General features: G+C 72.0%; 17 protein-coding genes. 2 read left to right on the forward strand and 15 right to left on the reverse strand.

What is annotated here, in order from left to right; all coding sequences use genetic code 11:
- Nucleotides 1-53 precede the first annotated feature (53 nt).
- From ACFZDE_RS03535 to ACFZDE_RS03565, 7 genes are all read right to left on the reverse strand, one after another.
- Nucleotides 54-1,421: an FAD-dependent oxidoreductase gene (locus tag ACFZDE_RS03535; RefSeq protein WP_391197002.1), complete on the reverse strand. Its 1,368-nt coding sequence runs from the start codon at nt 1,419-1,421 to the stop codon at nt 54-56.
- A gap of 217 nt (nt 1,422-1,638) precedes the next feature.
- Entirely contained in the window at nt 1,639-3,366 is a 1,728-nt protein-coding gene (locus ACFZDE_RS03540) for a SpoIIE family protein phosphatase (RefSeq protein WP_390990418.1), read from the reverse strand.
- A complete protein-coding gene (locus tag ACFZDE_RS03545) occupies nt 3,363-4,799 on the reverse strand; it encodes a SpoIIE family protein phosphatase (RefSeq protein WP_391197005.1) in 1,437 nt (478 codons plus the stop codon). Before ACFZDE_RS03545 ends, ACFZDE_RS03540 begins: the two co-directional genes overlap by 4 nt.
- On the reverse strand, nt 4,799-5,239 hold the full coding sequence (locus ACFZDE_RS03550; protein ID WP_391197458.1) for an ATP-binding protein: 441 nt from the start codon (nt 5,237-5,239) through the stop codon (nt 4,799-4,801). The genes ACFZDE_RS03545 and ACFZDE_RS03550 overlap by 1 nt, the downstream gene beginning before the upstream one ends.
- Nucleotides 5,239-5,658 carry an STAS domain-containing protein gene (locus tag ACFZDE_RS03555; protein ID WP_390990410.1) on the reverse strand — a complete coding sequence of 140 codons (420 nt, stop codon included), beginning with the start codon at nt 5,656-5,658 and terminating at the stop codon, nt 5,239-5,241. The genes ACFZDE_RS03550 and ACFZDE_RS03555 overlap by 1 nt, the downstream gene beginning before the upstream one ends.
- Nucleotides 5,655-6,542, reverse strand: coding sequence for an RsbRD N-terminal domain-containing protein (locus tag ACFZDE_RS03560; protein WP_390990407.1), 888 nt, complete (start codon nt 6,540-6,542; stop codon nt 5,655-5,657). The genes ACFZDE_RS03555 and ACFZDE_RS03560 overlap by 4 nt, the downstream gene beginning before the upstream one ends.
- A gap of 264 nt (nt 6,543-6,806) precedes the next feature.
- Entirely contained in the window at nt 6,807-7,199 is a 393-nt protein-coding gene (locus tag ACFZDE_RS03565; RefSeq protein WP_390990405.1) for an anti-sigma factor antagonist, read from the reverse strand.
- 347 nt (nt 7,200-7,546) lie between these two features.
- On the opposite strand from ACFZDE_RS03565, the gene ACFZDE_RS03570 reads away from it, so the two are divergent.
- A complete protein-coding gene (locus ACFZDE_RS03570) occupies nt 7,547-7,918 on the forward strand; it encodes a PRC-barrel domain containing protein (protein WP_390990402.1) in 372 nt (123 codons plus the stop codon).
- Between the two features lie 55 nt (nt 7,919-7,973).
- Here the strand turns inward: ACFZDE_RS03570 and ACFZDE_RS03575 are convergent, their stop codons facing one another.
- Together ACFZDE_RS03575 and ACFZDE_RS03580 are read right to left on the reverse strand one after the other, a co-directional pair.
- Nucleotides 7,974-8,408: an ATP-binding protein gene (locus ACFZDE_RS03575; protein ID WP_030844024.1), complete on the reverse strand. Its 435-nt coding sequence runs from the start codon at nt 8,406-8,408 to the stop codon at nt 7,974-7,976.
- A gap of 116 nt (nt 8,409-8,524) precedes the next feature.
- The gene (locus ACFZDE_RS03580) at nt 8,525-10,423 is read right to left on the reverse strand and encodes an AMP-binding protein (protein WP_391197007.1); all 1,899 of its coding nucleotides are present in this window, start codon (nt 10,421-10,423) and stop codon (nt 8,525-8,527) included.
- 150 nt (nt 10,424-10,573) lie between these two features.
- Between ACFZDE_RS03580 and ACFZDE_RS03585 the strand changes: the two genes are divergently transcribed.
- The gene (locus ACFZDE_RS03585) at nt 10,574-10,807 is read left to right on the forward strand and encodes a DUF6480 family protein (RefSeq protein WP_390990397.1); all 234 of its coding nucleotides are present in this window, start codon (nt 10,574-10,576) and stop codon (nt 10,805-10,807) included.
- A 28-nt stretch (nt 10,808-10,835) separates the two neighbouring features.
- Here the strand turns inward: ACFZDE_RS03585 and ACFZDE_RS03590 are convergent, their stop codons facing one another.
- From ACFZDE_RS03590 to ACFZDE_RS03615, 6 genes are all read right to left on the reverse strand, one after another.
- Complete coding sequence (locus tag ACFZDE_RS03590) at nt 10,836-11,924, reverse strand: glutamate--cysteine ligase (RefSeq protein ID WP_390990395.1); 1,089 nt, start codon at nt 11,922-11,924, stop codon at nt 10,836-10,838.
- Between the two features lie 111 nt (nt 11,925-12,035).
- On the reverse strand, nt 12,036-14,243 hold the full coding sequence (gene glgB, locus ACFZDE_RS03595) for a 1,4-alpha-glucan branching enzyme (protein ID WP_391197010.1): 2,208 nt from the start codon (nt 14,241-14,243) through the stop codon (nt 12,036-12,038).
- 3 nt (nt 14,244-14,246) lie between these two features.
- A complete protein-coding gene (locus ACFZDE_RS03600; RefSeq protein ID WP_391197013.1) occupies nt 14,247-15,617 on the reverse strand; it encodes a maltokinase in 1,371 nt (456 codons plus the stop codon).
- Nucleotides 15,618-15,645: 28 nt separating this feature from the next.
- Nucleotides 15,646-17,364, reverse strand: coding sequence for a maltose alpha-D-glucosyltransferase (gene treS / locus ACFZDE_RS03605; protein WP_184907016.1), 1,719 nt, complete (start codon nt 17,362-17,364; stop codon nt 15,646-15,648).
- On the reverse strand, nt 17,361-19,358 hold the full coding sequence (locus ACFZDE_RS03610) for a maltotransferase domain-containing protein (RefSeq protein WP_391197016.1): 1,998 nt from the start codon (nt 19,356-19,358) through the stop codon (nt 17,361-17,363). Before ACFZDE_RS03610 ends, treS begins: the two co-directional genes overlap by 4 nt.
- A 74-nt stretch (nt 19,359-19,432) precedes the next feature.
- On the reverse strand, nt 19,433-19,801 hold the full coding sequence (locus tag ACFZDE_RS03615) for a DUF5133 domain-containing protein (RefSeq protein ID WP_390990385.1): 369 nt from the start codon (nt 19,799-19,801) through the stop codon (nt 19,433-19,435).
- Between the last annotated feature and the right edge of the window lie 53 nt (nt 19,802-19,854).

Below are 19,854 nucleotides of genomic sequence, written 5' to 3' on the forward strand. Positions count from 1 at the left end.
ATCCGTATCTCAGCATGACATGCCACGAGCGGATGCTCCCGCCCGGCCCGGTGCTACTCGGGCCGTGGCCCCTCGACCCGCTCCCGCACCTGCTCCGGCGTCAGATAGGCGTCGGTGTACTCGAAGTCCTTCAGCCGCGCGGCCTTGCGGGCCTGGAACCCGGTCCGTACGAAGTCGTCACCGGCGACCGCGTTGAGCAGCCAGTTCGTCATCACCCGCGTCTTGGCCACGTTGGTGCGCAGCGCCGACCAGTGGTAGCCGCGGGCCACGGCCTGGGCGGGCAGTCCGCGCAGTTCGATGCCCAGCGGCTTGGACACCGCGTCGGTGCCACCGAGGTCGACGACGAGCCCGAGGTCCTTGTGCACGTACGGCTGCATCGGCCGGCCCCGCAGCGACGCGATGACGTTGTCGGCGACGTGCTTGCCCTGCCGCAGGGCGTGCTGCGCGGTGGGCGGGCACATGGCACCGTCGCCCTTGGCCAGGTCGGGCACGGCGGCCGAGTCGCCGAGCGCGAACACCCCGTCCTCGCCCGGCAGGTTCATCTCGGAGGCCACGGCGAGCCGCCCCTTGACGGTCTCCGCGCCGAGCGTGGCGATGAGGGGGCTGGCGACGACGCCCGCGGTCCAGATCAGGGTGCGGGTCGGGATCACGCGCCCGTCGGTGAAGGTGACCTCCTCGGGGCCCGCCTTGGCGATGGAGGTGCCCAGCGAGATCTCGATGCCCCGCCGCCGCAGGATCTCCTGCGCGCTGCTGCCGAGCTTGTCGCCCAGCTCCGGCATCAGCTTCGGCGCGATGTCGATCAGGTGCCACTTGATGAGCCCCGGGTCCAGCCGCGGGTAGCGCTTGACCGCGGCATGCGTCAGCCGCTGCAGGCACGCCGCCGTCTCGGTGCCCGCGTAACCGCCGCCCACCACCACGAACTGCAGCCGCGAGGCCCGCTCCACGGGGTCCTGGCTCGCGTCGGCCAGGTCCAGCTGCGAGATGACGTGGTCACGGATGTACGCCGCCTCGGCGAGCGTCTTCATCCCGAACGCGTGATCCGTCAGCCCCGGGATGTCGAAAGTCCGGGTGATGCTGCCGGGCGCCAGCACGATGTAGTCGTACGGCTCGTTGACGGTCTCGTCGGTGATGGTCCGGATGACGCAGACCTTGGACTTCAGGTCCACGCCGATGGCACCGCCCGGAATGATGCGCGTGCGGTACTTCTTGCTGCGGCGCAGCGAGACGGCGATCGACTGCGGCGTCAGCACGCCGGAGGCGACCTGGGGGAGCAGCGGCAGGTAGAGCTGGTAGGCGAACGGCGTCACCAGAGTGACGTCGGCCTCGTCCGGGGAGAGCTTCCGTTCCAGACGGCGGACGCACTCCACGCCGGCGAAGCCTGCGCCAACCACCAGGATCCTGGGTCGTGTCACGGTGTTCATCCCTTTCTGCGGCTCCAGGCGGTCTGCCTCGAACGCCTTCCGACTGCCCCTGGATCGCTGGTTCGCACCCTTTCGATCCCACCGTGTGTCCCGCCGGTGCGCCAGTCGGACGCGGCAGGCAGACGAACGCGTCGATCACCACCATGCCCGCACCCTGGCCGAAAAGCACCAGGCGGGAGTGAAGAACACGTGCACAACGGGCCGGCCGGACCCGCCGTCAGGAGCCGACGCCGCCTTGGAAATGACACAGCAACAGACACACGTCGTCGTCCCGCTCGGAATCGCTCAGCAGCGGATGCAGCAGCCGGTCCGCCGACCCCTCCAGGTCCGCGTCCAGCTCCGCGGAACGGAACCCGCCGAGCGCCGTGGCCAGCCGCTCGATCCCCGGGTCTATGCCCTGCGCGCGCCGCTCCACCAGACCGTCCGTGTACAGCGCGAGCGTCGAACCCGGCGCCAGCTGCTCCGTGTGGTCGGCGATCTCCTGGGTGAGCGGAATGCCGAGCATCGCCCCGGGCTTGGCGTCGAGGGTGCGCACGGTGCCGTCGGGCAGCCGCAGCACCGGCGGCGGATGCCCGGCCGCGGCCCAGGTCAGCGTGGGCTCGTCCGGGTGGAACCGGGCGATGACCGCGGTGGCGTACAGGTCCGGCTGGAGATGGTGCAGGAACCGGTGCAGCCGGGTCAGCAGCCGGCCCGGACTGTCGCCGTCGACGGCGTACGCCCGCAGCGCGGTGCGCAACTGGCTCATCATGACCGCCGCGTGCAGACCGTGTCCGGTCACGTCGCCGACGACGGTGATCAGCCCGCCGTCCCGCTGCGGGAACGCGTCGTACCAGTCGCCGCCGATGTTCAGTCCGTGCGTGGCCGGAAGGTACCGCGCGGCCAGGCTGAGGCCCGGCGTGGTCGGCAGCTCCGTCAGCAGGGCGCGCTGCAGCGTCTCGGCGATGTCGCGGTTGTGCTCGAAGCGCCGGGCGTTGTCGATCGCGATGCTGGCCCGCCGGGTCAGCTCGATGAGCATCACCGCGTCGTCCGGGTCCCAGCGCGCGCCGGGCGGCGACAGTGTCAGAACGCCCAGCGGCGCCCGTCGCGTCGGCAGCGGCACACACAGCAGCGGCCGCCCGGGCTCCAGCGCCGAGGGCGGCTGGTCCTCCACGCCGGGCAGGTTGCCCGGATGGCCGGCGGCGTACTGGGGCCGCCCGGTACGGGCCGCGACCACGGCAGCGGCCGGATGCGGCGCCGAGCGCTGTCTGTCCTCCTCCTGGTCGAACAGCCACACGTCGACGCTGCTCGCGTACTCCGGCACCAGCAGGTCCGGCAGCCGGCGCACGATCTCCTCGTGGTTCAGCGACGCCGTCAGCACGGCGCTCGCGTCCGCGAGGAACGTCAGTCTGCGCCGGGCGCTCTCCGCCTCGTTGCGGGCGCTGCGCTCGGCGGCGAAGGCCTCGCGCTGGGCCCGCCCGGCCGCGTCCAGCTCGGCGTGCAGCGCCAGGACCCCCTGGTTGGTCTGGTGCAGCTCCTCGCGGTGGAAGAGGACCAGGTCCTCCTGCTCGGTGAGCTTGTCCAGGACCACGGCCGTGTCCTCGTCGGCGCCGAGCAGCGCCTCCGACAGGGCGGCGGGGTCGTCGGCGACGGTGCCGTCCTCGGCGGCCTCGGCCGCCTCGGGGCAGGGGACGGTGACCTCCCACAGCGGCTCCCCGGCGGCGCACGCCTCGGGCGACGGGGTCACCACGACGTGCAGCAGCCCCTCCTCGGCGGGGGAGCCCGCCAGGTCGATGGTGAGCCGCCAGGTGCCGCCCTTGGTGAGGCACTGGCGCAGGTGGGCGCTGAGGGCGGCGGCGAGCCGGGTCCGTTCGACGGTGGGCACACCGTACGCGGCGGCCAGGCGCGCGAGCGAGATGCGGGCGCGGGCCGCGTCGGTGACGGTGGTGATCTGCCAAGTGCGCATCATGGGCGTTCCGGCGGGGTCGAGGTCAGCACGGCCACGGCGGTGTCGTCCCGCACCGGCCGGGCGGGACTGCCGGCGTCACGTATCGTCACGGCGGCAGTCACGGCCGGGTCGCCCGCGGGCAGCCCGGGGCCGGTGGGCGGTGTCCAGCGGCTGGGCAGGCCGTCGGTGTGCAGGATCAGCAGCGGGTCGTCCGTCCAGTCGGCCTCCGCCTCGCGGAGGGTGGCGGGCCGGTGCACCCCGACGATGCCGGGCCGCGACAGCAGGGGCTGCCAGGTGCCGGCGGTGCGCAGTCGCGCCCCCACGTTGCCGATGCCGGCGAAACGCAGCCGCCCCGCCGCCAGGTCGAGCTGGGCCAGGGCGACGGCCGCGCCCCGCGTGCCCTTGAGTGCGTCGTGCAGGCGCCCCAGGGACTCGGCGGGGGAGAGGTGGGCCCAGCGGTACAGCGCCGTGACCGCGGCGGACGAGGCCCGCGCGGCCTCCGGCCCGTGCCCCAGCCCGTCCGCCAGCAGCAACGACACCCGGTCCCCGGACCGGACCCACCCCCAGGCGTCCCCCGAGTACGCGGCTCCCTCGTAGGGCACATTGACCCCGCCGGCCCACACACCGACGGGGGCGTCGGTGTCGCCGGGCCCGGGGGCCGGTGCCGCCTGAGAGGCCGGGATGTCCGCATCCGCCCGGTCGTGACTCGACGCCGCCCGCGGGGCCGGCGTGCCGGCGTTTCGCAGGGCGTGGCCGGGGGACGCAGGAGGGACCGGTGCGCTCCTGCCCACGCGGGCGTGGCCCGGGGCATCGCAGGATCCCCGCCCTGCCCCCTGCGTACCGCCCGCGGCAGGCGCGGGGCCGCCGTCGGAGCCCTGGGACACACCGGCGCCGCCCGGCGCTCCGCCGGGGACCGGCGTGTGGCCCGTCAGCCCTCCGCGGGCCACCGTGCCGAACGGCGGCTCGGCGATCGGCCACCGGCCGCCCACGGCGACGCCGTCGGCGGGTCGCACCGACGCCGCACCGCCCCGGGGCGCCGTGCTCACGCGGGCCACCGCGACCGTGCCGCGACCGGGGACGCTGTGCAGGGCGAAGTCGTCGCACAGGCGCAGGCACGTGCCGAGACCCGCACCGAGCGAGCGGCTCGTGGAGAAGCCGTCGCGCAGCGCCACGGGCACGTCCGCGATGCCCGGGCCGTGGTCGATCGCGGCGATCTGCACGACCCGGGACCCCGCGCGGCCGTCCCGCGGCACCGGCGGAGCCACCACGTCGACGAGCACCTGGCCACCCTCGGCGTGCTTCAGCAGATTCGTGGCCAGCTCGGTCGCGACCAGCGCGGCCGCCGCGGTGCGCCGCTCGTCCAGCCCGGCCAGCGCGGCCGCGTCCTCCGCCGCGACCCGCGCGTCGCGCACCCGGGTCGCGTCGCGCACCGGCACCTCCCACACGCGCGGCATCAGACCTCCTCGCGCGGACGCGGCGGCCGACCCACCCAGCAGGTCACCCGCACCGTGGTGCCCGAGCCCGGCGTGGTGTCGATCTCGAAGTCGTGCACCAGCCGCCGCGCGCCGCTCAGCCCCATCCCCAGACCGCCGCCGGAGGTGTAGCCGTCGCTCAGCGCCAGGTCGAGGTCGGCGATGCCCGGCCCCTCGTCGCTGAAGGCCAGCCGCAGCCCCTGCACCCCCGCCCTGCCGACCCGCGTCGCCTCCATCTGCCCGCCACCGCCGTGCACCAGGGTGTTGCGGGCCAGCTCACTGGCCGCGGTGATGAGCTTGGTCTGGTCCACCAGGCCGAAGCCGAGGCGGGCAGCGGCCTGCCGTACGTGCTGGCGCACCCACACCAGGTCGATGTCCGACCGGATGGGCAGGCAGGCCTCGACGCCCGCGGCGGTGTGCATCACGGACTCTCCTGACGCGGGCTGCCGGGGCGGGTCACCGGGTTCTGCCGCTCGAGGAGCTCCATGCCCGCCTCGGTACTGAGCGCGGTGCTCAGCCCCGGCAGCGTCAGACCCAGCTCGACCAGGGTGATGGCGACCGCCGGGCGCATGCCGGCCACCACGGTGCGCGCGGCCAGCAGTTTGGCCTGCGCGGCGATCTCGGCCAGCACCCGGCCGAGGAACGAGTCGACGATCTCGACACCCGAGATGTCGATGAGCACCCCGCGCACCCCGGTGCGGGAGATCGTCTCGGCGAGATCCTGCTGGAGCTGCTGCGCCGTGCTGTCGTGCAGGTCCCCCTGGAGCGTGACCAGCAGCACGTCGCCGAGCCGGAGCACCGGCACATGCCCGGTCACCGGACGGGAGCGGGCGTCGTTCACCGCTGACCCGCGCCCGGGTTCACGATGTCCGCGCCGAGCTGGTGCAGGGCGTAGCCCAGCGCGTCGGAGAGGCTCGCGCGGGTGATCACGTCCAGGTCCAGACCGAGGTGCACGATGGTCTGCGCGATGGCGGGGCGGATGCCCGAGACGATGCACTCGGCGCCCATCAGGCGCGCCGCGGCGACCGTCTTCATCAGGTGCTGCGCCACCAGCGAGTCGACCGTCGGCACCCCGGTGATGTCGAGGATCGCGAACCGCGCGTGCTGCTCGACGACGGCGTTCAGCAGCGTCTCCATCACGATCTGGCTGCGGGCGCTGTCGAGGGTCCCGATGAGCGGCACGGCCACGATGCCGTCCCACAGCCGGATGACCGGCGTGGCCACCTCCATCAGCTGCATCCGCTGCCGGTCGCTGAGCGCCTGCCACTCGCTCAGCGCGGTCTGCATGGCCACCAGCCGCAGGGTGCCCGTCAGCACCGTCAGCACGGTCGAACAGGCCCGCAGATGCTCGGGGGGCGCCTGCTCCAGATCGGCGGCCAGCAGGTTCTCCACGGGCGGCCGCAGGGCGGCGAGTTCGCTGGAGACCTGGGTGTTGCTCAGCCCGGCACGGGACCGGGCCGCGCCCATCCGGCCGAGCTGCTCGCGCACGCCGCTGAATCCGGCGGCGTCCGGGTCCTCCACCTGACCCGAGTCGGCCACCTGGGCCAGCGCGTCCACGACTGCCTTGCCCGCTTCCACCGCCTCGTCGCGCGAGACGGTGAACACGGTGCGGAACAGGGACTCGTCCGCCCACCGCTGGGCGATCTGCTCGCGTCGGCGGTGCAGGAAATCCCTGACCTCGTCGGTGGGCGTGGCGAGTTGTCCGTCCGCTTCGTGCTCCGGCACCTGTTTCTCTCCTCATCCGCGTTGCGTCGACCGAGCCCGCTTCTGACAACGAGACGGCGATGTGACACTTGCCGGGCGACAACTCTAACCATGCGCCGACCTCGCACGACACCTGCTCCGGGGCAGTCGATCCGGTGCGGGGGAACGGCGGTTGGCGCCCGCCGTCCTCCGGCGTGCGAGGGGTGGGCCGTCGTCCGGGCACGGCGGAGCGAGGGCACCGGGCCACCGGCCTCGCCGGCACCGTGCCCGAGGGGATCGGGACCGTCAGACGCTCGGCTCCTCCGGAAGGCCGGGCCCCGCGTCGACACGGGCCAGGGCGTCGTCGGCGTTCTCCGATATGGGCACCGTGATGCTCACCCCGGTCAGATCGAGGATGCGCCGCACGGCCGGCGTCGGGCTGATGACGTGCACGCTGCCCTCGGTCTTACGGGTCTCCTGGTACACCCGGAGGATGATGTTCATCCCGGACGAGTCCATGAAGGGCACGGACGAGAGGTCGATGAGGAAATGCCGTCGGCCGTGGTGGAGTTGGTTGGCCAGATGGGCCTGGAACTCGGTCGCGGTGTCGACGTCCAGGTAGCCGTCGACCGTGATCAGGGCCACGTCCTGACGGGGCAGTTCGACTTCCACGGACAGCGGGTTCTGGGCGAGGGGCACGGATACCTCCAACAAGTGCTACGGCCTGGGCTGGTCACCTCTGGGGATGACCGCGGTGCGAGGGGATCCCGGTCGTTCTCCGGACTGGAATGCCGATCCTCATGCGCCTCCCTTCACCGACGGGCTTCGGATGTCACCGCGCCCCGCGATTACCCCGGAAGCCACCCTCCATGCACCGACATCCGGATTTCGTCGGGACCGGCCCGCCGGGAAGTCGTTCGCGGTCGCAGGTGTGTGCGCCGAATGCGCTTGCGGCAGCAGGGTAATTGCTGCTGTGGAACGGGTCGGGCGCAGGGCGTCCGCCGCACCGAACGCGATCAGCACATCGCCAGGGAGGATGGAACAGCGTGACCATCGACAGAATCTGGTCGTACGCGCCGGACAGCGGTCACACCGAGGGGCAGGACCTGACCGGGTACGCCGTCGCCGCGACCGACGGCACGATCGGGCACGTGGACCGGGAAGCCGCCCCGCACGACATGCGGCACCTGGTCGTCGACACCGGCGTCTGGGTGTTCGGCCGCAGTGTCCTGGTGCCGGCCGGAGTGGTCACCGGCATCGACACCCGGGGGAGGAAGGTCACACTGGCCTGCAGCAGGGCGGACGCCAAGGCGGCGCCGCGCTTCCAGACCGACAGTGAGACGAGGGACCAGGGGTATCTGAGGGCCGTGGGGGAGTACTACGACCGGCTGCCGCCGCGCGAGGCGGCTTCGGCCTGAGCCGGTCACGGGCGCACCGCGCCCGTGACGCTCCCGGCTCTTCGGGGGGTGAAGCTCACCAGGGCAGGAACACGTGCACGTCCTTGCCGCGGTCGTCGGCCACCACGCTCACCTGGTCGCAGAGCGTGTGGATCAGGTGCCAGCCGATGCCCCCGCCGCCGCTGCGCGGATCGAAGGGGCGGGGGGCCGGCTCCGTGGTGCTGGTGTCGTGCAGGACCACATGCACCCCGTCGAAGGTCCGGCGCATCCGCAGCGCGAACGGACCCGGGGCGTACTGGACCGCGTTCGCGGCCAGTTCCGTCACCACCAGCAGGATGTCGTCCCAGTACTCGGGGGCGGAGGGCGGGGCGGAGCGTGCCAGGTCACGCAAGAACTCCTCCGCGGCCAGCCGCGCACCTGTCACGTCGTGCGGCTCGCCCACGAAGCTGTTCGTGCGGCTCGGGATCTCCTCGGAGGTCAGGGCGTCGTCCCCACGCGGCTCGGTTGACATATCGCCTTTCCGGCCCGGGCGTCAGCGAGGGCTGTCGTCAGGGCTGTCGTCCTTTCTCATGCGTCGCCACTGTTGCGTGTTCCCGAGTGGGCCCGGCCTACTCGTCCGGCCGTCGTTCAGCGGAACACGTTGTCGGAATCGTCCCAGTTCGACGGTTCGTCCGGGGTGCTCGGCCGACCGGGACGCCTGCGTGACTGGTACATCGCCTCGATCTCGGCGGCGTAGTGCCGCACGATCTCGTCCCGGCGCAGCTTCATCGACGGCGTGAGCAGCCCGTTGGTCACGTCGAACGCCTCCGGCAGCACCCGGAACACCCGGATCGACTCCGCGGGCGACACCACGCTGTTGGCCGTCGCCACGGCCCGGGCGACCTCCTCCCGCAACGCGTTCTCCTCCCGGGCCTCCCGCATCTCCCCTTGCAGCGCGAGCCCGGCCCGCCAGTGCGCCAGGAACTCCGGATCCAGTGTGATCAGGGCGCCGACACAGGGCCGGTTGTCCCCCACGACCACCGCCTGGTGGATCAGCGGGTGCATCCGCAGCCGCTGCTCCAGGGCCAGCGGGGCGACGCTCTTGCCGCTGCTGGTGATGATGATGTCCTTCTTGCGGCCGGTGATCGTCAGATAGCCCTCCGTGTCCAGCCGCCCGAGGTCCCCGGTGGCGAGCCAGCCACCGCGCAGCGCGGCCCGGGTGGCGGCCGGGTCACCCACGTACCCCTGAAAAACGGACGGGCCGCGCACCAGGATCTCCCCGTCCTCGGCCACCTGGATCTCCATGCCGGGCAGGGCCTGCCCGACCGTCCCCGACTTCTCCCGGCCCAGCGGCTGCATCGTCACCCCGCCGGAGGTCTCCGTCAGGCCGTACCCGTCGTGCACGTAGATGCCGATGCCCTCGTAGAAGAGGGACAGATCGCGGCAGAGGGGGGAGCCGCCGGACGTCGCCCGCCGGACCCGCCCGCCCAGCGCCGTCCGCAGCCTGCGGTACACCGTGCGCTCGTACAGGGCGTGCTGGAACCGCAGGTCGAAGCCGGGCCCGCGGCCACGGCCCAGCCGCTGGCGTTCCAGGGCCGTGGCGAAGTCCCGGGCGGTCTGCGCGGCCCGCTCGAACAGGGCGCCGTGGCCCTGCTGCTGCGCGGTGCGCAGGAAGTTCTTGTAGATCTTCTCCAGGACCGACGGGACCGCGTAGAGGTACGTCGGCCGGAAGGTGCGCAGCGCCGACGCCAGCGCCTCGGCGCTCAGATCGCCCTGGTGCCCCATCAGCAACCCACCGCGCACGCACAGCCCCTGGATCATCAGCCCGTACACATGGGAGAAGGGCAGGAACGCCAGCACGGAGCCCTGCTCCCCGCGCGCCGCCGCGGTGTGCCCCCAGCCCGCCAGCAGCGTGTCGCAGGGACCCGCCAGGTTGCGGTGGCTGAGGGCGCAGCCCAGGGCGTGCCCGGAGGTGCCGGAGGTGTAGGCGATGACGGCCGTGGAGTCCGGCAGCACGATGCGGCGCATCGAGTCGACCGTGGCGATCGGGATGAGCTCCCCGCGGTCCGCCAGTTCCTCCAGGGCGCCCGCGTCCAGCTGCCAGACGTGGCGCAGCAGCGGCAGCGCCGCGCACACCGAGCCGACCGTCATGACGCCCTGCTCGTCCTCGACGACCACCGCCACGCAGCCGGCGTCCCGCAGGATCCACTCCACCTGGTCGCGCGAGGACGTCGGGTAGACCGGCACCACCTCGGCACCCACGGCCCACAGCGCGTAGCACAGGACGGTCCACTCGAACCGGGTGCGGGCCATGATCGCCACCCGGTGGCCCGGCGCGATCCCGGAGGCGATCAGCCCCTTGGCCACGTCCACCACCTGATCGCGCAGCTCGATCGCCGTCACCTCCTCCCAGGTCGTGGAGGCGGGGTCGGCCCGGCGGGCGAGCATCGGCCGGGCCGGCTCGCGGTCCGCCGTCTCGAAGACGCTGTCGGCGAGCCCGCCGGTCAGGGGCGCCACGGCCGGGGGAGCGAGGGCGAGGTCGCGCATGCACTGCTCCTGACGTGTACGGGGTGTGACATTGCCGACGGGTACCGTCATCGGCGGTGCTCGAATGTAGTCGAGTCAGGAACCTTCGGGGTCGGAAAATACGGAAGTGGTCCCGCTGATGATCTCGGCGTGACGGGGGACCCGGACGACATGACTCACATCAGCCCCGATCCCGAACCAGAACGCACCTCCGGCCTGGAGCCCGGCGGCGGGGTGCCGCCGGGCGAGACCCCGCCCGCGGAGAGCAGCATGCCGGAGACGCTGCCCCGCGAGACGCACAACCCCGCCAAGGGCTGGTCCAAGGGCCCGCTGACCGTGATCATCCTCATCGCGGTGCTGATCGCGGCGTTCTTCCTGGCCTACGCACTCGTCCTGATCCTCTGAAGCCCCGGTCCGAGCGGGACGCGGCGTCTCACGCCTGTGTCTGGCGCACGCACTCGGTGACGACGTCCCGCAGACTCCCCGTGCGCTCCATCAGCGCGCGCTGCACCGACGCGCCGTTGCCGTCCCGCAGCAGTTCCTCGCAGGCGGCGCCGGCCCGCTGAAGATCGCCCGTGCCGTCGAGGGCGTCCTCGACGTGGTCCAGCAAGGCACGGACGACGGCCTCGGCGGGCATCCGGCGCATGGTCTCGGGGTGCAGCAGCTCGCCGTCGAGGCCGGACCGGGCGGCCTGCCAGTCGGCCAGCCGCAGGAGGCTGACACTGTGGCCGAGCGGCTCGCGGCCGGCCCGCCACTCGCGCGCGGCCGTCTCCACCAGAGCGCGCACGAGCGTGGCGATCAGCACGGCCGTGCCGGAGTGCAGACAGACGTCCGAGACCCGCAGCTCCACGGTCGGGTACTGCCGGGACAGCCGGGCGTCGAAGTAGATCATCCCGTCGTCGAGGATGGCGCCGGTGGCCACCATGTCCGCGATCAGACGGTGGTATCGCTCGGCCGAGCCGAAGATCTCGGTCGGTCCGGCCGACGGCCAGCGCAGCCAGACCCGGCTGCGATAGCTGCTGTACCCGGTGTCCTTGCCCTGCCAGAACGGCGAGTTCGCGCTGAGCGCCCGCAGCACCGGCAGCCACGGCCGCAGCCGGTCAACGACCGCGACGCCCTCCTCGTCGGACTCCACCGACACATGCACATGGCAGCCCATGACGAGCTGCTCCCGGGTGGCGATGCCGTACTGCTCCGCCATCCACCGGTAGCGCCGGTTGACCCCGACGGCCGGGCTGACGGGCAGCGGCGAGGTGGCCAGCGCCGCCACGGTGCAGCCGATCTCCCCCGCGTGCCGGGCGGCCTCCTTGCGGCACCGGACGATCTCCGCGCGCAGGCTCTCCATCGACGACTGCGGATGGGTGGCGAACTCCAGCATCTGCTCGTGGAGTTCCTTCTCGAAGACGTCCTGATCCGCGTCGTCCTTCTCCGCCCGGGCGAGCACCGCTGCGGACAGCGCCCGCGGTTCCCCGGTCTCCGGATCGACCAGGAGGAGTTCCTCCTCCACTCCCACGGTGCGCACCTGATGCCCGCCCTTCTGTGCCCTGCCGCGTCGTACCACCGGGTGCTTCCGGTGGTACGACCCCCAGTGCCCCTCACAGGCGGGTGGGACACCTGCCGGGGCGACAGGACTTCACATCGCGAACGGCGTCAGCCACACCGTGGCGAGCGGAGGCAGCGTGAGACGGACCCGGCCGTCCTCCGGCTTGACCGGATCGGGGTTGGTGACGCCGCTGCCGCCGTAGCGCGTGTCGTCGGTGTTGAGGCGCTCCTCCCAGGCGACGACGTCACCCGGCACCCACAGGCCGTAGTCCTGCCGCACGACGGGGGAGAAGTTCGACACCGCCAGCAGCGGACGGCCCTCGGCGTCGTAGCGCAGGAACGCGAAGACGTTGTCGTCGGCCGAGTCCACCGCCACCCAGCGGAAGCCCTCCGGACGGGTGTCGCACTGCCACAGCGCGGGCGTCCCCTGGTAGACGGCGTTCAGGTCGCGGACCAGATCGCGCACGCCCCGGTGGTCGCCCGCCGAGTGGTAGCCGTCGTCGAGCAGCCACCACTCCGGGCCCTGCTCCACCGACCACTCGGCCCCCTGCGCGAACTCCTGCCCCATGAACAGCAGCTGCTTGCCGGGGTGGCCCCACATGAAGCCGAGGTAGGCACGGTGCGTGGCGCGCCGCTGCCACCAGTCGCCGGGCATCTTCGACACCAGCGCCTGCTTGCCGTGCACGACCTCGTCGTGGGAGATCGGCAGCACGTAGTTCTCGCTGTAGGCGTACACCATCGAGAACGTCATCTCGTGGTGGTGGTACTTGCGGTGCACCGGCTCGTGGGAGATGTACTCCAGCGAATCGTGCATCCAGCCCATGTTCCACTTCAGCCCGAAGCCGAGCCCGCCGGTGTCGGTCGGCCGGGTCACACCGCCCCAGGCGGTGGACTCCTCCGCGATGGTGACCACGCCAGGCGCCCGCCGGTACACGGTCGCGTTCATCTCCTGGAGGAACCCCATCGCCGCCAGGTCCTCCCGGCCACCGTAGGCGTTGGGCTCCCACTGGCCGTCCTCGCGCGAGTAGTCCAGGTAGAGCATCGAGGCGACCGCGTCCACGCGCAGCCCGTCGATGTGGAACTCCTCGCACCAGTACACGGCGTTCGCGACCAGGAAGTTGCGCACCTCGGTGCGCCCGAAGTCGAACTCGTACGTGCCCCAGTCCGGGTGCTCGGCGCGCCGGTCGTCCCCGGGCTCGTACAGCGGCTCACCGTCGAACCGGGCCAGCGCCCAGTCGTCCTTCGGGAAGTGCGCCGGCACCCAGTCCATGATCACGCCGATCCCGGCCCGGTGGCAGGCGTCGACGAAGAACCGGAAGTCGTCCGGCGTGCCCAGCCGCGACGTCGGCGCGTAGAACCCCGTGACCTGGTAGCCCCACGACCCGTGGAAGGGGTGCTCGGCGACCGGCATCAGCTCCACGTGCGTGAAGCCCATGTCCTTGGCGTACTTCGGGAGTTCCTCGGCGAGCTGCCGGTAGGTCAGCCCCGGCCGCCACGACGCCAGGTGCACCTCGTACACCGACAACGGCGCCTCGTGCACGGGCGTGTCGGCGCGGTGCGCCATCCACTCGGCATCACCCCACTCGTAGTGCGAGGCCGTCACGATCGACGCCGTGTTGGGCGGCTCCTCGCAGCGCCGGGCCATCGGGTCGGCCTTGAGGAAGCGGTGCCCGTGCCGGGAGTGGATCTCGAACTTGTACGCGGTGCCCTCGCCGACGCCCGGCAGGAACAGCTCCCACACGCCCGAGGCGCCCAGCGACCGCATCGGGAACTGTGTGCCGTCCCAGTGGGTGAAGTCCGTGGCGACCCGCACGCCCTGCGCGTTCGGCGCCCACACCGTGAACCGGGTGCCGGTCACGCCCTCGTGGGTCATGGGCTGCGCGCCGAGCGCCTGCCACAGCTCCTCGTGCCGGCCCTCGCGGATCAGGTGCAGGTCGAGCTCGCCGAGCGCGGGCAGGAAGCGGTACGGGTCGTGCGTCTCCTGCTCACCGCCCTCGTACGCCACGTGCAGCGTGTACGCGGGGATCTCGTCCAGCGCCAGCACGCCCGAGAACAGGCCGTCGCCCTCCGAGACGAGGGCGGTGCGCCGGCCGCCGATCACCACGTGCACCGCGCGGGCGAAGGGGCGCAGCGCCCGGAACACGATCCCGCCGGGCGCCGGGTGGGCACCCAGCAGCGCGTGCGGATCGTGATGGGCGCCCGCCAGCAGGCGCCCTCGGTCCTCGGGACTCAGTGCGGGGGCGGTGGTGCTCGGGACCGGGCCGGACGGCTCCGGGATTGAGGTGTCGCGCAGGGCCACGGCTCAGTCTCCTCTCACGGCGAGGCGCTCGATCGCCGCCATCGGTACAGGCAGCCAGTCGGGGCGGTGCCGTGCCTCGTACAGCACCTCGTACACGGCCCGGTCCGTCTCATAGGCGCGGAGCAGTCCGTGTTTCTTGCGTGGGTCCCAGCCGGCGCGGGCCGCGTAGCCCGCGCAGTAGGCCTCGCGGCAGCGGCGGGCCCACTCCGGGCGCCAGGGGCGGCGCTGCCGGGCGGCGTAGTCGAAGGAACGCAGCATCCCGGCGATGTCCCGCACCGGGGAGTGGGCGCTGCGCCGTTCGGAGAGCGGCCGGGACGGCTCGCCCTCGAAGTCGATGACGAACCACTCGCGCCCCGCCCGCAGCACCTGCCCCAGGTGCAGGTCACCGTGGATGCGCTGGGCGGGCGGCCCGGGGTCGCAGCTGGTGAGGGCCGCGAAGGCGGTCCGCAGCCCCGGCACGAACGGCTGGAGCGCGGGCACGCAGTGCGCGGCGGCGTCCAGCCGCTCGATCATCGCGGTCGCCGTCTGCCCGTTCTCCCCGGGCCCGCCGACGGGGAACGCCGACGCCAGCGCGAGGTGCACCTCCGCGGTGGCGGCGCCCAGCGCCCGGGCCTGGACCGTGAAATCGTCCCCGGCAGCCAGCGCGTCCAGCCCCAGAGTCCAGCCGTCGGAGGCGTCCCGCAGATACGGCTGGAGGACGCCGAGGGTGGCCTTGAAGGGGTGGTTCGTCTGGAACCAGGCCACGGGCGCGGGCACCCGGTGACAGCCCTGCCGGGCCAGTGCGCCCGGCACCTCCAGGTCCGGGTTGACGCCCGGCTGGATGCGCCGGAAGACCTTCAGGATGTACTCGTCGCCGTACACCAGCGAGGAGTTGGACTGCTCGGCGTCCAGCAGCCGCGGCACCAGCCCGGCGGGCACGTGCTGGTCCGGGTCGCAGTCGAAGCGCAGGGGGCCCGCGGTGCCCGGGTGCCGCAGCCGGTCCAGCAGCAGCTGGGCGGAGCGGGGGTCGTGCAGCGCGTCGTAGACGGTCAGCCCGGCCAGAGGCCCGTCCTGCACCTGCCCGATCAGGGCCCGCCCGAGCCGCGGCGCGGGGTGCTCGCGCACGCCGAGCAGCAGCTGGTAGCAGTCGCCGGCCGGGGGAGCCCCGCCGGGCGAGGGCACGCCCGTGTGTCCGGCGTGTCCGGCGTGGACCAGCAGATGCAGACAGCCCGGGAACAGCTCGGTCATCGACAGCAGGCCGAGCTCGGTGACCGGCCGGTCCTTGCCCGCGAACCAGCGCTGCCGGGGCAGCCAGTCGCGCAGCAGCCCGCCGAGCGACTCCATGGGCTCGGCCAGGCGCGGGAGGTCCGGGCGCAGGGATGCGGTCTTCGGCATGGTCACGCCTCCTTGTCTCGGCGCAGGCTCACAGTCGCCGGCCGATGCGGGATGCGACTCGAGTGAGCCGGAACCAGTAGAAGCCGTGGCCCCCGAGGGTCAACAGGTACGGCAGTTCGCCGATGGCGGGGAAGCGGACCCCGCCGAACAGCTCCACCGGGTGCCGCCCCGCGAACTCGCGCAGGTCCAGTTCGGTGGGCTGCGCGAACCGCGCGAAGTTGTTGACGCACAGGACCAGGTCGTCCTCGTACTCGCGCAGGAACGCCAGCACCGCCGGGTTGGAGGACGGCAGTTCGGTGTACGAGCCGAGCCCGAAGGCGGGGTTCTGCTTGCGGATCTCGATCATGCGGCGGGTCCAGTGCAGCAGCGAGGACGGCGACGACATCGACGCCTCGACGTTGGTCACCTGGTGGCCGTAGACCGGGTCCATGATGGCCGGGAGGAAGAGGCGGCCCGGGTCGCAGGTGGAGAAGCCGGCGTTGCGGTCCGGAGTCCACTGCATGGGGGTCCGGACCGCGTCCCGGTCGCCGAGCCAGATGTTGTCGCCCATGCCGATCTCGTCGCCGTAGTACAGGATCGGCGAGCCGGGCAGGGCGAGCAGCAGCGCGGTGAACAGCTCGATGGTGTGCCGGTCGTTGTCGAGCAGCGGGGCCAGGCGCCTGCGGATGCCGATGTTGGCGCGCATGCGGGGGTCCTTGGCGTACTCGGCCCACATGTAGTCGCGCTCTTCGTCGGTGACCATCTCGAGGGTCAGCTCGTCGTGGTTGCGCAGGAACATCCCCCACTGGCAGCCGGAGGGGATGGCCGGGGTCTTGGCCAGGATCTCCGAGACGGGGTAGCGGGACTCGCGCCGTACGGCCATGAAGATGCGCGGCATGACCGGGAAGTGGAAGGCCATGTGGCACTCGTCGCCGCCGCTGGCGTAGTCGCCGAAGTAGTCGACGACGTCCTCCGGCCACTGGTTGGCCTCGGCCAGCAGCACCGTGTCCGGGTACAGGGCGTCGATCTCGCGGCGGACGCGCTTGAGGAACGCGTGCGAGGCGGGCAGGTTCTCGCAGTTGGTGTCCTCGGCCGCGTAGAGGTAGGGCACCGCGTCCAGCCGGAACCCGTCGATGCCCAGGTCCAGCCAGAACTTCAGGGCGGCCAGGATTTCCTCCTGGACGCGCGGGTTCTCGTAGTTGAGGTCCGGCTGGTGGGAGAAGAAGCGGTGGAAGAAGTACTGGCCGCGCACCGGATCGAAGGTCCAGTTCGAGGTCTCGGTGTCGACGAAGATGATCCGCGCGTCCGGATAGCCCTTGTCGTCGTCGGCCCACATGTAGTAGTCGCCGTAGGGCCCGTCGGGGTCCTTGCGTGACTCCTGGAACCACGGGTGCTGGTCGCTGGTGTGGTTCATGACGAAGTCGATGATCACGCGCATGCCGCGCTGGTGGGCGGCGTCGACGAACTCCACGAAGTCCGCGAGGTCGCCGAACTCCGGCAGGACAGCCGTGTAGTCGGAGACGTCGTAGCCGCCGTCGCGCAGCGGGGACTTGAAGAACGGCGGCAGCCACAGGCAGTCGACGCCCAGCCACTGGAGGTAGTCGAGTTTGGCGGTCAGGCCCTTGAGGTCGCCGACGCCGTCGCCGTTGCTGTCCTGGAAGGAGCGGACGAGCACCTCGTAGAAGACGGCGCGCTTGAACCAGTCGGGGTCACGGTCCCTGGCAGGAGTGTCCTCGAAGGTGTCCAGCACGGGCTCGTTCACGGTCATGACGTTCCTGCCCCTGGGGTCGCGTGCGCGGCGGGCGGGGACTGGAGGTGAAGGACGTGCGCGGGAGCCCGCCCCGGCTCCAGACGCACGTAGTTGTTCCGGCTCCAGTGGTAGGTCTCGCCGGTGAGTTCGTCGCGCACCGGCACCGACTCGTGCCAGTCCAGGCCGAGTTGCGGCATGTCGAGCGAGACCGTGCCCTCCTGGGCGTGATGCGGGTCGAGGTTGGCGACCACCAGGACGACATCGGTTCCGCTGCGCTTGCTGTACGCGATGAGCGCGTCGTTGTCGGTGTGGTGGAAGCGGAGGTTTCTGAGCTGGTGCAGTGCCCGGTGTTCCCGCCGGACGGTGTTGAGGCGGGTGAGCAGCGGGGCGATGGTGCGGCCCTCGCGTGCGGCGGCTTCCCAGTCGCGGCGGGTGAGCTGGTACTTCTCCGAGTCGAGGTACTCCTCGCTGCCCTCGCGCAGCGGGGTGTTCTCGCACAGTTCGTAGCCGGAGTAGATGCCCCAGGACGGTGACAGCGTCGCGGCGAGCACCGCCCGGACCTCGAAGGCGGGCCGGCCGCCCTGCTGGAGGTAGGCGTGCAGGATGTCGGGGGTGTTGGGGAAGAAGTTGGGCCGCATGTAGGAGGCGGCCTCCCCCGACAGTTCGGTGAGGTACTCGGTCAGCTCCTGCTTGGAGTTGCGCCAGGTGAAGTAGGTGTAGGACTGCTGGAAGCCGATCTGGGCCAGGGTGTGCATCATCGCCGGGCGGGTGAACGCCTCGGCCAGGAAGATCACATCGGGGTCGGCGCGGTTGACCTCCCCGATCACCCGCTCCCAGAACACCACCGGCTTGGTGTGCGGATTGTCCACCCGGAAGATCCGCACCCCGGCGTCCATCCAGTGCCGCAGCACCCGTACCGTCTCCGCGACCAGCCCGTCCATGTCGGCGTCGAAGGCGATGGGGTAGATGTCCTGGTACTTCTTCGGCGGGTTCTCCGCGTAGGCGATGGTGCCGTCGGGGCGGTGGTGGAACCACTCCGGGTGCTTGTGCACCCAGGGATGGTCCGGTGAGCACTGCAACGCGAAGTCCAGCGCCACCTCCATGCCCAGCTCCCGTGCCCGCCCGACGAACTCGACGAAGTCCTCCAGGGTGCCCAGATCCGGGTGCACGGCGTCGTGCCCGCCCTCGGGCGAGCCGATCGCCCACGGCACGCCGACGTCGTCGGGGCCGGGGGAGAGGGTGTTGTTCCTGCCCTTGCGGAAGGTGGTGCCGATGGGATGGATCGGCGGGAGGTAGACCACGTCGAAGCCCATCGCCGCGATCGCCGGCAACCGCCGGGCGGCCGTGCGGAACGTGCCGTGGGGCTGCTCGGGGGTGCCCTCGGAGCGCGGGAAGAACTCGTACCAGGAGCCGTACAGGGCCCGCTCCCGCTCCACCAGCAGTGGCAGCGGCTCGCTGCTGGTGACCAGGTCCCGCAACGGATACCGGTCCAGGACCGCGCCCACTTCCGGCGTCAACGCCGCCGCGAACCGGTCGGCCGTGGGCAGCGAGTCGTCGCGCAGGGCCCGCGCGGCGGCGAGCAGCACATCGCGGCCGGCTTCCTTCGGCACGCCGGCCGCGGCCCGCTCGTACAGGTCCGCGCCCTCCTCCAGAACCAGGCCCGGATCGATGCCCGCCGGGATCTTTATGCCCGCCGTGTGACGCCAGGTGGCCACCGGATCGCTCCAGGCCTCCACCCGGTACGACCAGTGGCCGACGGCGTTCGCGCTGACCTCGGCGCCCCACCGGTCGCTGCCGGGGGCGAGCTCGCGCATCGGCGTCCACGGCCCGGGACGGCCCTCGGGATCCTTCAGCACGACATTGGCGGCCACCGCGTCGTGCCCCTCCCGGAACACGGTGGCGGTGACCTCGAACGTCTCGCCCACGACCGCCTTCGCCGGCCGGTTGCCGCTCTCCACGGCCGGGCGGACGTCCCGTACCGGGATACGGCCGATGGCCCGGGTCCTCCTCATGGTCCTCACCTCCACCGTGCTCGAAAGCCGGGCCGCGGGGCCCGGTCCTGGGGACAAGAAGTGCGGGAAGGGCGTTACCTTCCCGCGGTGGATCTCCGCTCGGTGGCCGGAGGTCTGCGCTCCGCCGCCGGCGGTCTGCGACGGACCGCCGCGGCCGGACGAGGCCGTTCGAGAGGTTCCTGCAGACAGGTGACGTGCTGCTCCTGGAGACAGGTGATCTGCTGCTCCTCCAGATACGCGACGTGATTCGTGCGCAGGTACCGCTCGGCCGCGTCCGCCGCCTCCCGTGCGCAGCGCTTGCCCATCAGCACACAGAGCGTGTAGCCGGAGTCCTCGAACGTGGTCCGCACCGTGCGGTCGTTCGGTGCCGCGAGCATCACGCGTTCCCAGGCCCGGTAACGCCGCAACTGCCGGGCGACTTCGGCTTTGGCGGGTAGCAGCATGGCGCCGATCACCTTTCGGGGCTCGAGGGGCACGGTCTCCCGACGGTCGGACG

The sequence above is a fragment of the Streptomyces sp. NPDC007929 genome, from assembly GCF_042959065.1.
GTDB lineage: Bacteria > Actinomycetota > Actinomycetes > Streptomycetales > Streptomycetaceae > Streptomyces.

Bases quoted from the DNA above. Each gene is read 5' to 3' on its own strand.
- ACFZDE_RS03535 (WP_391197002.1), bottom strand. From the start codon at position 1,421: ATGAACACCGTGACACGACCCAGGATCCTGGTGGTTGGCGCAGGCTTC.
- ACFZDE_RS03540 (WP_390990418.1), bottom strand. From the start codon at position 3,366: ATGATGCGCACTTGGCAGATCACCACCGTCACCGACGCGGCCCGCGCC.
- ACFZDE_RS03545 (WP_391197005.1), bottom strand. From the start codon at position 4,799: ATGCCGCGCGTGTGGGAGGTGCCGGTGCGCGACGCGACCCGGGTGCGC.
- ACFZDE_RS03550 (WP_391197458.1), bottom strand. From the start codon at position 5,239: ATGCACACCGCCGCGGGCGTCGAGGCCTGCCTGCCCATCCGGTCGGAC.
- ACFZDE_RS03575 (WP_030844024.1), bottom strand. From the start codon at position 8,408: ATGTCAACCGAGCCGCGTGGGGACGACGCCCTGACCTCCGAGGAGATC.
- ACFZDE_RS03580 (WP_391197007.1), bottom strand. From the start codon at position 10,423: ATGCGCGACCTCGCCCTCGCTCCCCCGGCCGTGGCGCCCCTGACCGGC.
- ACFZDE_RS03585 (WP_390990397.1), top strand. From the start codon at position 10,574: ATGACTCACATCAGCCCCGATCCCGAACCAGAACGCACCTCCGGCCTG.
- ACFZDE_RS03600 (WP_391197013.1), bottom strand. From the start codon at position 15,617: ATGCCGAAGACCGCATCCCTGCGCCCGGACCTCCCGCGCCTGGCCGAG.
- treS (WP_184907016.1), bottom strand. From the start codon at position 17,364: ATGACCGTGAACGAGCCCGTGCTGGACACCTTCGAGGACACTCCTGCC.
- ACFZDE_RS03610 (WP_391197016.1), bottom strand. From the start codon at position 19,358: ATGAGGAGGACCCGGGCCATCGGCCGTATCCCGGTACGGGACGTCCGC.
- ACFZDE_RS03615 (WP_390990385.1), bottom strand. From the start codon at position 19,801: ATGCTGCTACCCGCCAAAGCCGAAGTCGCCCGGCAGTTGCGGCGTTAC.